This is a genomic window from Streptomyces sp. NPDC051133 (genome assembly GCF_040682635.1).
In the GTDB taxonomy this organism is placed as follows: Bacteria; Actinomycetota; Actinomycetes; order Streptomycetales; family Streptomycetaceae; genus Streptomyces.
In genome coordinates this window covers 140725-151478 of the sequence record NZ_JBFBBK010000015.1, presented here as the reverse complement: position 1 = coordinate 151478, position 10754 = coordinate 140725, and the positions used below count along the sequence as shown (strand labels likewise).

Here is a 10754-nt window from a genome sequence, read left to right as displayed (position 1 = left end):
CGCGCGGGGGGAGGGCCATCCAACACAACCCACCCCACAGGAGGTATTCATGCAGGGCATGAGAGCAGAAGAGTACGGCGCCACCTTCGACGCGGCCGTACGCGACCTGGCGGACATCCAGGACCAGTGCCGTCAGGCCGTCAAGCAGACCGGCCTCGCTGTCGTCGATGCCTGTGAGAAATCGGTGGTCGCCGCGGTCCGCGCCCAGGAGCAGACCTCCCAGGCCGGTACCGACTGGGCTGCGGACACCGTGCGCGCCCAGACCGGCCTCGCGAAGGAGCTCAACGCCGTCTCACTCGGCGTACTCCGTCAGTTCCTGGGCTGAGCCGGGGCACTCCCCAGCCGGTGGCCGCCGCCGTGCAGGCCACCGGCTTCCGCCTGATCGACCAACCCCGGACGCCATCGCCCACACACTCCTTTCGCCCCCCGCAGAGGACCTCAACCAGCCTTGCGCGAGCTGGCATGCTGGCTGGACGCATATAGCCAACCCTCGAACTATGTAGCTCCACCACATGTGCCCTTGACCTGCATCTTCCTACGGTGTGCCGAACGTACCCGTCCCCACCGCACACGAGGAAGTGGCGCACATGGCATCCCAGGCACCACCCGCTCCCCCGGCCCCCGCCGGCCTCCCCCGTATCGTCGCCGCGAGCCTCATCGGCACCACCATCGAGTGGTACGACAACTCATTCGATCGGGGCTAGGACCTGCGGATATGCCACCCCAGCGGCCTCAAAGTCAGCACGGAACCAGCACGGGAACTCAACGGTGCTGGGTGGGCAGCAATCGAGGGCTCGACGCAGCATCAGCGAGGGCCTGTTGGACGACCAGCGGATCTCACAGACTGTAGTCAACGTCCCGACTCGCGGGGGGACCATTCCCCGCCCCGTCGGGAGCGGTACACAAGCCAGCGGCGCCGATGTGAGCAGGCCCCGTGAGGCGGTCACGGCTGAGACATCCCGTGTCGCGCCGCTGGTGTGTAGCGCCCCTCTCATCTGCTCACCGGTGCTCGTCGCGCAAGTCTTCGGCGAGATGTCCGTGGTGTCGGTACACCATTTCGTCGGGGTGACGTGTCACCCGGGCAAGCCGCCAGGCCGCGTCGTAGGACATGCGGCCGCGTTCCTGAGCGCGCAGCCGCAATGCAAGGAGGCTGGTTGCCGGGTCAAGCACCCAGCGCAGAGCGGCTAGCCTCATCGGTCCGCGCCCATCTCGGCGACCCGGGCTGGCTTTCCACCGTCATGCCTGCTGTCAGGTGGGGCAGCGCCTACCGCCTCATCTGACTCCGCCCACGGAGCGTCCTCCCACCCCATCTGATCCAGAACGGCGCGGGCAGTGGTGACGAAGCGAGCGTGCTGCCCCGGGTCGTCGCCCAGTTTCTGCCAGACGTACAGGAGGGCTCGGGCTATACGTTCCGTCGTGGCTTGTGTGTCGTCAGCCATGTCGACGAGCGGCAGGACTTTCTCATTGAACACGTTCCAGTCGAGGGTGCCCAGATCGTCCAGGTGGCGTTCGAGCCACCAGATTCGCGTGGCGTCGGGCCGATCCAAGACCATTCGGCGGAACAGATCCCTGCGTTCGTGCTCCTGCGCGAGTTGCAGCGTGACCACGCGGAGGGCGTCCTGATATCCCTGGGCCCGAGCCGTGTCCTGTTCGCCGAGCATCAGGTTGATGCGCGCCTTCAGCCACAGACCGGGAGCGTCGTCGACCGTGCGCCACCGAGCGACTGCCATTGTGAGCTGCTCCTGCGCAGCGTCGAGCTCTTCCGGCAAGTGATCGCTCGTGATGTCTCGTCCGAGATCGTCCAAGGCCAGGCGCGCGGTGGCCCGCGCGACGGCTGAGCAGCCGACCTTCAAATCGGCAGGAGCCTGATAGGTGAGTGTGCCGCGGGCACAGAAGCGGATACCGGGCAGGCGAGTTGGCCACTGGGAGCGGATCCGACTGCGCCGACCTCTCCACCACGGGCCGGGGCCGTTCACTGTCAAGAGGACGACGCCTCCCTGGACGCCCCATAGCGAAGGACAGCCTGCTCCAAGACCTCCCGCCAGAAGGGATGGATGGCCGACTCCTCGGTCACCATGAGCCGATCGAGGCCGGAGCGGCGGCTGGGCGGGGTGAAGATGTCGGCGAGCAGGTCCAGCACGACTTCCCGGCGGTCGGGATCGTTCTGGAAGCGCTCCTGCCAGTGCTTCAGTTGTGCGTCGACCGCCCGTACGGCGTCGTCGGTCGACAGCAACTTCTGCCAGGCATTTACTGCGCGCGGTCGGACTTTGAGAGTGTGCGCGTCTTCCAGGATCAGGTCGGTGCCTTCGTCGCTGGAGACCAGGGCCAGGAAGGCTCCCAGTGTCTGGCGGCGTAGTCTCGCGTCGTCCTCCCGGCGCTCCGCGTCCGCGAGCCACTGGGCGACGGCCTTGCGTACGTCGTCCGGCCGGCGCCGAGCGAGCTCTCGGAAAGCGTTGGTCAAGGTTGTTGACCCGAATTCCGCATGCCCTGCCGCCTTTCCCAGTCGTGTCAGAGCGAGGGCTGGTTGCTGGATTCCCCAGGGGCCGCCGCAGATCTCGATCACAAGTTCGATCTTGCTGTCCGAGGGGTTCCTGGCATCCATCCACGTGCGCAGACGGTCCCTGATGTAACGACCGAATTCGGCATTGTCGGCGGCCTCTGTCAGGGCCTGGACGGCCAGGGTTCGTCGAGGGCCCTTGAGATCATTCGCCAGTCCATCAAGGATGACTCGGTCATGACGGTCCACCGCAAGTCGCAACAATGCTGCGGCGACGAGACGGGCGTCCTCATCCGGAATCGTCCGGTCTGCGGCCACCCCGACCGCCCATTTACGCAGCAGATCGTTCTGTGTAGGGAATTCGTCCCACAGGTGGCGCAGGATGGCTGCCGGCAAGCCCTGCTTGCTGCGATCGTGATACGCCCGATCGCCGTCGGCATCGATCTTCGCGGCCGCCAGGCGATTGGATGTGGTGGCATCGGTGAGGACGTTGAAGGGGGAGCGAGTGATACCGAGTTGGATCAGGAGTTCATCGGCTGCCTTGATGACAGAGCTTCGCTGTCCCCCGTGCAACAGGGCACCGGCCCAGACCATGACCCGGGTGGCCAGCAGCGGTGGGTCGCTCTCCTTCACCCTGTCTTTGTTGAGCAGTCGCTCGACTTCTGTGTGCCAGTCCCCGAACTGGTCGATGAGCGGCTTGAGCTGCTCGCTGTCGGGTGCCTCGATCAGGAGGCCGGCCAGGCGGCGGGCCTCGCGCGCGGAGGGGTTGGCGAGCCAGATGTCCGTGAGCTCCGATGCGTCCAGCCAGGCCACGCGTTCGGCCCGCTGGTGCGCCCTGAGTTCGGCCGAGACGAGGGCCTTGGCGTCGGGAGACTCCAAGCGGACGGTGAAGGGAAGCGTGGGTTCGCTCCAGTTGCCGTACCAGTCGGTCGGAGTGGCCAGTACGACGAGGAAGGAGCCGTTCTTGCGCAGTGCCTCTCCGTGCTGGACGAGATCGGCGCCCAGCCGGCCAGCCGGCTCTTCGGGCAGATCGGAGAGGTCCAGGATGTACCCCTGTGCGGCCAGTGCGGGGAGCGGCTGAACCTTGGGGCTAGACCATTCCGGCTCAAGGTCGAACAGAGGAAGCGAGCTGTCCGTCGCCGTGCGCAGCAGGCGTATGGCCGCCGTTCGTCGGCCCGTGCCTGAGGCTGCGCAGAGCACGATGATGCCGTACTCGTGTAGCTGCTTGGCGCCCGAGGCCCATACGTCCGCGTTGCGCGGCGGGATGAACCGGTGGTCCTGGCTTGCCTTGAACGCGGGGTCGCTCTCGGTGATGGGAATCGGGATGACTTGATCACCGTTCAAGTGCAGGTTGTACGCCTGCAGGCCCTTTTCGCCGTAGTGGGTGAGGTATACCGGCGCAGGCTCCGGTTCCGCCTTGGGCTCATGTTCCGCAGGAAGTGAGGGGAGTGTCGTAGGTTGCTGTAGTCCAAGCTCGGGGCGCTCTGCCGGCGACCCGCCGTGTTCGACGCCGTCGTGGGGCAGCTCGTGTTCACTCATCACTGCCCTCGCCCACCGTAGTTGTTGACGGCCTGGATGCCGTCCTTGCCGTAGTGACTGAAGTTCACCGTGCCCGGCACCGGGTCAGCCGCCCGTGCTGGCGCTACGGGCGCAGGCGCCTCCGGTTGCGCCACGGCCTCCTCAGCCGCATCAACCGGTTCGAAGATGTCCGGGTTGGCGAGCCTCCAGTCGAAACCGGGGATGTGAATCCAGGCCGGTTGCTGGAACTTTTTCACCTTCGCCAAGTGACGGGTGTACTGGCTCGGTAGAACGTCGCCGTTGAGGCAGCCGCTTTCGAAGACGTCCTCGTACACGCGCTGCGAGATGATCACGACGGTGTTGGTGATCTCCGGGTTCGCTCGGTTCAGGACGGACCGCAGCGCGTCGTCGTCCAGGAGTCGGTGGGTGTGCACCATCGGCACGCCCAATCCGCTGTTAGGCAGCGGGCCGATGTGAATGCTGACCCTCAGTTGCAGGGGCGGGCCCGCCGGGGCCTCGGCACGTCGGCGTGCCAGTGCCGTCCTGAGGGCATCGGGGAAGCACCCCACCAGCGCGGGCAGGACTTCCGGATCCATGCCGGCGACGTATCCGTCGCCGGTGTGCTGGCCGAACGTCCGTCGCTCCCAGTGAGCGCTGACGTTGCTGGCACTGAGCGCCTGCGCCAGCAACGGCGGGATGTCGGCGTTCACCTGCTGCATGCCCTTGCTGTCCAGCGCGCTGAAGTTTCTGGCGTCGACGGCCAGGACAGCTCGGTAGGGCCACAACGGCTCCCATGAAGGCAACACGTTCCGCTCCTCTCGTCGCGAGTGTTTCGCCGCACCTCGCGGCGAACGCCACCCTCGTGGAGAAGCAGGGACAAGACGGTCCAGCGTTGGACGGTACGGACGTGCGGGAGGTCACATCGCAGGTGACGTGTTCTCGCGGCGTTCGGCGTCGGCGATCTCTTCGCCCCGGGCGGCCGCCCTCAGCCGGACTACATCGGTGATGGTCAAGCGGCGACGGCCGAGTGTGAGAATTCCGGCCGACTGGAGTTGCCCCAGGGCCACGAGTGCCGACGAGCGACGCATCGCGGCCATCGTTGCCAGCTCCGCACGGGGCATACCCAGTTCCACGAGCAGTCCGGCCGCCCCCTGTGGGTGGCCGACTTCGTCCGCGAGGTGGCTCACGACGCGGGCCATGCGTCCCGTAGGGGGCAGGTGCACCAGATCGGCCCGCAGGCGCTCATGGCTGTTCAGCCGTTCGACGGTCAACTGGTAAATGACCGGTTCCAGCCGATGCCGCTCCACATAACCCCGGAAAGCATGAGCAGGCAGCACGAATCCGGTACAGCGGCGTGCCGCTGTGACAGTGGCTGAACGTGGACGGCCGAGTAAGGCGCCCATCTCCCCAAGGACCTCGCCTGGCCCACGCAGCATCAGTGTCAGTGCGTCGCCGTTTTCGTTGCTCTGCACGACCTTTACCAAGCCATCGACCAGTGCGATCACGGAGCCGGGGGACTCACCCTGCGCAAGGAGCACGGAGTTGGATGGATAGGTCCGTCGACGCCCACGATCGATCAAGTCACGCCACACGTCGGTGGATACCAGGGAGCGGAAGTTCATGGCAGCACCCTCCTGGCCTGTCATCCGACTACGGTGGCCAGGCCAAAGGCGGCACATCCGGCGACCGCCAACATCAGCGACCACTGCACCCGACGGTGCTTGTTCCAGGCGATCTCGCTCATCACAACCACCTGCCGGGACAATGAAGGCAGTGGATCCTTGACCCGAAGCGCCGCTTCCAGCACCTCTGGGTCCAAGTGCCGGACGTGTCCGAAGTACAGGAAGTCGTCGTCGACCTCGGGCCCTCGCCGTTCCTTGCGAAGGTTCGGGGAGATTGCCCAGGCCGCACAGCCGACTCCGCCCACCATGAGCAGGGCACCAATCCACAACAACACCCGCGCCAGAGTGGAGCTGAGACCACCTGTACTCAACTTGGAACTCGACAGCAGTCCCAAGACAGCCAGCGCTGTCGATTCCATCGTCAGTGCAAACGATGCCTTCGAATCAGCCTTGGCTGTCCAATCAGCGACTGCTGCCTGAATACGCCACGCGGTCTCCGTCGGCTCAACCGCCATCAAGCCACCCCCAGCTGTCCACCAGGCGCTAACTCCCCGGTCCAGGGGTGAAGCCTGGGCACAGCAACCAGGCGGGAAACCCACTTACGACAGTTTGGCTGAGAACGGACACCCTCACATTCTCGTGTCATGAGAAAGGAGGCGACCACTCGGTACACGACGCCCAGCCATTCCTCTGGGCGCCGTCGTTCGTCGCGAGGGCCGGAGCTACGCGGCAAGGCGCCACAGCACCGCCGTCATGCAGCCTTCGGAGGCCGGGGCCCATCAGGGCCGCTAGCGGAGGCCGTCGCCTACCGAACACGTCCGATGCAGGCGTCGGAACGTGCCACGACCGATCCACAGAAGTCCGCAGCCGGTCACAGCCTCGACCGTCATCGGATGCCAGCCGCCCGCTTGAAGGCACTGGTGCGTTCCTTCTCCGCAAGGGTCTTGCTATGTCCATGCAGGGTGCGCCGCAGCGCCTTGGCGACGTCAGGTACAGGCCGAACGGCGTAGCCGAGTGTCGTGGCATTGGCGACGGCCGCCTCACGAAGCACTGGAGCGATCTCGTCTACGAGATTGTGAGGAGCACTGTCGGGCCTGTGCGTGAGGAGCGCAGAGATGAGCGGGCCGACACGCTCGATCGTCTCTCGACCCCTTGAAAGGGCAGTCAGGAGGACTTTCCAGAGCGGCGCAGTATCTGGGCAGGCAGTAGCGATAAGCACCGAGTCTGTTTCGTTCCAGTCACGGGCCCCGATCGTGTCGTCGAGGTAGTCCGCAATGGTTCGGGAAGCCTGCGGGCTGTTCGAGATGAGGGTAAGTAGCTCCGGCAACTCCTTGGCGCTTGCTGTGTTGAGTGCTGTGATGAGGATGTCTGTTGATGCTTGGGCTGCTTGATCGGCCAGGTCGGGGCACCGGCCGTTCGCGGCCACTAGCAGGGCCGCTTGGCGTTCTGGGGTGATTGCGTTCCAGAGCGCTGCGGCGTCCTTCCACGGTTCTGCTTCGTCCGTCTCCAAGAGATGCTGGGCAAGCAGGTCGGGCAGTCCGTTGCTCTGAGAGAGGTCCGGTCGGTGTGCTGCGGCCATGGCGAGTGAACGCTCGTGGTGAGGGATGGAGGCCCAGTGCTGGGCGATCCATACGAGCCATTGCGTGTTGACGGTTTGGCCCGCAACGTAGTGGGCAGCGAAGCCCGCGTTCTGGGGCGGCTGTGTACTCATCCGGTTGTACAGGTGCTGCAGTACCTGGCCGAGCCGAGCGGCTCTCGTGGGCGGGTCACTGAGCAATACGTGGAGGCTAGAGAAGAGATCCGAGCTGAGCGGAACGTGGTGCTGTGCGAGGACGGTGTTGAATTCGTCGATCAGCGAGGGACCCGCTTCTTGGCCCGCGTCGGTGGTCATGACTGCGGCAAGGTGTCGACGCGCGAAGGAGCCTTGAGCATCGTCGCTAGTCAAGTGGGCCGTCAGGGTCACCTGACAGGAGCGGGCTGCATCTTGGGCTGCCGGATCATTGGTCGTGATCCGCATGAAGGTGAGAAGAGCCTCCGCGAGTGCGTCGGCTACTGAAGGGTCTGTCAGGGGCACTTCTCCGACATGGCCAGCGATGGCCACGACGCAGGCTGCTGCGTCCTGCTGCTGGAGGTCGGGGAGTATGCCGGCTGCCGCCACGGCGAGCTGTTGACATGTGTGCGCGGTCTGAGCCAGGGCCTCGGCGACGACGGCACTGACCTGGCGACCGTCGGGGACGGTGCGGTCACCGAGAATCCGCAACCAGTCGTGGAGAAGAACAACGGTCTTCTCTGCACTTGCGGCATCGTCGTCGTCGATGAGGAAAGCGGCCGCTTGGCCGAGGAGTTCCGTGGCAAGTGTGGCATCGCTTGCCGCTTCCGAGGCGGTGGCACGGCCCCACTCGTCGTCGGGTATCGTGCGCTGGCACAGGAGGTCCACTGCCTGAGAACGCAGTGCCTCGTCGTCGGCGGACAGCCATGCCAGGACGCCGCGGATGACTGGTCGCTGCCAGTGGTGGTGGTCGGCTGCCTCATCGACGGCCTGGCGTACCTGGGCCATGGCGGTGGTATCCCCGGCTCGGGCGGCCATCGCGAGGAGAGCGTGGTAAGCGTCCGGCGGCCACAGGTCGCGCTGTGCTGCGGATGCTTCGGCATGCTCCACGAGCCATGCCTTCAACTCCCCTGGCCCGCCAGTGCGGGTGAGGGTACGGAAGTGCTTTTCCAGGGCGGGCCGCAATTGCCGACCATGCTTGTCGGCGGGAAGGCGAATCAGCGCCTGAGCCCAGGCGAACGCCGGCTGTTCTGCCGCGGAGGTACCTCCAGGCACCGGTGCTGGGGCAGTGCTGAGACTGCCGTAGAGGGAGGGAAGGTGAGCGGGCGGCATGAGGTCGAGGATGCCGATGAGGTGATGTGCCCCGACGGCTCGGGCCTCGACCCGGCGGCTGGCGATGCGGTCGGTCAGATTGAGCAGAGCGCGGCTCACGGGATCGTCGCCGGCGCTGAGGTGATTCGCGAGGCCGGGCGTGTTCGCGAGAGCTTGCACGGTCGCTGCCATCGTGTTGTCGAGGTCCTGGCCAGGGCGCGCTGATTCCAAGGCATGGGTGGCAGCAAGCAGCACGCGTGCGCGCATGTCGGTGGCCTTGAGGCGTTCCCGGAAGGCGTCGGCGTCGCGTTGGAAGAGTTCACGCTTGACAGCCGCGGCCTGGTCGCTGCCGAGAGCACGACTGGCGGGGGTGGAGCCCAGAGTGAGGAGTGGTGTCAGGTGTGCGGGGCGTCCGAGCCGAGCTCGGAAGGCCGTGGCGCGTAGGTAGTGCAATCCGGGGTGGGTCGCAGTATCCAGACGGGGCAGGACCTCCGCATCGTCCTCGGATCCGTCGTCCGAGCTGACCTCCTCTGACGTGACGGTGTAAGGAGCGACAAGCGGATCGCGCAGGGCGCTGGGCGCATCGAGCAGGGCGTCGTCCAGGAGGGCAAGTAGGTCGTGCTCGGCACGAATCTCGTCATACAGAGCCCGGTAGTCGTGCCGCAGCACAGTCAGCCGGGCCAGGGTGATGGGGTGGCCAGTGACTTCGCCGGGGGCGATCCATGCGGGCGTGCCGTCTCCTTGCTCGCGTCGGATGGCGAGGCCGAAGTCGGTCAGGAAGGCATTGAGCAGGCGAATAGCGTGCCGGGGATCACGGACGTCCGGGTGGATCAAGGTTTCAAGTACGTCACGCAAGGCCGATATGCCACCCAGGCGGGCCACCAGTTCGTGCGGCTCGGGATGGCTCAAGAGTTGCTCGAGATACTGCCGGAGGTCTGCGTCATGGTGGGCAGGTAGCACAAGCCGGACGGTGAACAGCTTATTCAAGTACTCCTGCGCTGCCTCTTCCGTCGCCTTGCGTTCAGCGGCCCTGGCGGGAAGACGCTGTCCCCCGGACTGGGAGACAGGCCGGTGCGCTAGACCCGGACGCACTCCAACGATCGCCTCTCGAACGATGTCCTCGTCGCAAGACAGCAGGAACACAGGTGGCTGCTTGTGATACGTGCCGGTGAGCAGGAGGCTGCGGATGGTAGTGATGGCTTCGAGGACTTCACTTGCGGCCAGACGGTCGATGTCATCGATAGCAATGACCAGCCGTCTATCAATGGCGTCAATCAGCCCGGAAAAAACCTGCTCCAGGTCGTCCGTGGAATCCGGGCGCGGTGTCGTGAGGGTAATTTCGTGCTTCTTCAGCGCGGACAGCGCGCCGTCCTTGGCAGTCCCGAGAACGTAGGCCACGACAGCGGTGCCCGACAGGGCCGTTGTCAGCGGTGCAGCTCCCGGAGCCGCAAACCATGCCCAGGCTGATACGGCAGCTCCGAGACCGCATAGGTGGCTGGCCACCACGACGATCGCGCCCAGTAGCCAAATCGTGACCAGGGACGCAAGAAGCCACGCCAGTGCCGCGCCGCCAGCCAGGGGGTAGGTGAACCACCGTGCGCGCCCCGGCTTGGCAGACTTCCCGGTTGGGCGCGGCGCGGTGCGTTGCCGGCCCCCATCCAGACATGCCCGTTCGGATTCCCACTGCTCGACTGTGATGAGCTTCTGCCGCACGGCTTCGTCAAGCAGCCCATACAGCAGGCCCCTCGCGCGGGCTGAACCGGTGTGCCGCTCAGCGCTCAAGTGAAGGATCGCCCACTTCTTGTCGTCTCTCAGCTCATCTGCGAGGAGACGGACGACGGAGGACTTACCACTGCCGAACGGCCCGAGCAGCCCGACAGCGAGCGGCTGCGTGGAGCCGCGGACAATATCGAGTAGTTCACGGCTCACCGATAGGTGATCAAAACGATCTTGTTCGGGTGAGGTGATCGCGCTGTCTTCGATGATCCACGGACGTCGTCGTGCCATGTCGTACCGCCCCACTCCGAACCTGCTCCACACGGGTGAGCAGATGATATGGGTCACCACTGACAACCAGACCGAAACCGTGCGCAGCCGGACCCCCCGTCCGGTCCGTGCTCTGTAGGCCGGTGAGCGGCCACGACCACCACGTCCCCTCCCCAGCAGCCATCCCACACCGCCCGGGGCGATCACCTGATGCTGATTTGCACAGCACGATCAGGCTTCTACCACCTACCCATATACACTGCTCGGGGGT

7 protein-coding genes are annotated in these 10754 nt (G+C 65.5%); 1 reads left to right on the top strand and 6 read right to left on the bottom strand.

The genetic code is table 11. The features are described 5' to 3' along the window. The first annotated feature begins 58 nt into the window (after positions 1-58). Positions 59-325, top strand: coding sequence for a hypothetical protein (locus tag AB0N17_RS17860; protein ID WP_366012256.1), 267 nt, complete (start codon positions 59-61; stop codon positions 323-325). Between the two features lie 865 nt (positions 326-1190). On the opposite strand, the gene AB0N17_RS17855 is transcribed toward AB0N17_RS17860, so the two are convergent. The 6 genes from AB0N17_RS17855 to AB0N17_RS17830 all read right to left on the bottom strand — a co-directional run bounded on the left by AB0N17_RS17855 (position 1191) and on the right by AB0N17_RS17830 (position 10504). Next, positions 1191-1982 carry a hypothetical protein gene (locus tag AB0N17_RS17855; RefSeq protein ID WP_366012255.1) on the bottom strand — a complete coding sequence of 264 codons (792 nt, stop codon included), beginning with the start codon at positions 1980-1982 and terminating at the stop codon, positions 1191-1193. Then, positions 1979-4036 carry a hypothetical protein gene (locus AB0N17_RS17850; RefSeq protein ID WP_366012254.1) on the bottom strand — a complete coding sequence of 686 codons (2058 nt, stop codon included), beginning with the start codon at positions 4034-4036 and terminating at the stop codon, positions 1979-1981. Before AB0N17_RS17850 ends, AB0N17_RS17855 begins: the two co-directional genes overlap by 4 nt. Next, positions 4036-4821 carry a hypothetical protein gene (locus AB0N17_RS17845; RefSeq protein WP_366012253.1) on the bottom strand — a complete coding sequence of 262 codons (786 nt, stop codon included), beginning with the start codon at positions 4819-4821 and terminating at the stop codon, positions 4036-4038. Before AB0N17_RS17845 ends, AB0N17_RS17850 begins: the two co-directional genes overlap by 1 nt. A gap of 111 nt (positions 4822-4932) precedes the next feature. Continuing rightward, positions 4933-5637, bottom strand: coding sequence for a Crp/Fnr family transcriptional regulator (locus tag AB0N17_RS17840; protein ID WP_366012252.1), 705 nt, complete (start codon positions 5635-5637; stop codon positions 4933-4935). A 20-nt stretch (positions 5638-5657) separates the two neighbouring features. Then, a complete protein-coding gene (locus AB0N17_RS17835; RefSeq protein ID WP_366012251.1) occupies positions 5658-6152 on the bottom strand; it encodes a Pycsar system effector family protein in 495 nt (164 codons plus the stop codon). A 371-nt stretch (positions 6153-6523) separates the two neighbouring features. Next, complete coding sequence (locus AB0N17_RS17830) at positions 6524-10504, bottom strand: P-loop NTPase fold protein (protein ID WP_366012249.1); 3981 nt, start codon at positions 10502-10504, stop codon at positions 6524-6526. Positions 10505-10754: the final 250 nt, after the last annotated feature.

Coding starts and splice junctions, on each gene's coding strand:
- AB0N17_RS17860 (WP_366012256.1), top strand. CDS start 59: ATGAGAGCAGAAGAGTACGGCGCCACCTTCGACGCGGCCGTACGCGAC.
- AB0N17_RS17850 (WP_366012254.1), bottom strand. CDS start 4,036: ATGAGTGAACACGAGCTGCCCCACGACGGCGTCGAACACGGCGGGTCG.
- AB0N17_RS17840 (WP_366012252.1), bottom strand. CDS start 5,637: ATGAACTTCCGCTCCCTGGTATCCACCGACGTGTGGCGTGACTTGATC.
- AB0N17_RS17835 (WP_366012251.1), bottom strand. CDS start 6,152: ATGGCGGTTGAGCCGACGGAGACCGCGTGGCGTATTCAGGCAGCAGTC.
- AB0N17_RS17830 (WP_366012249.1), bottom strand. CDS start 10,504: ATGGCACGACGACGTCCGTGGATCATCGAAGACAGCGCGATCACCTCA.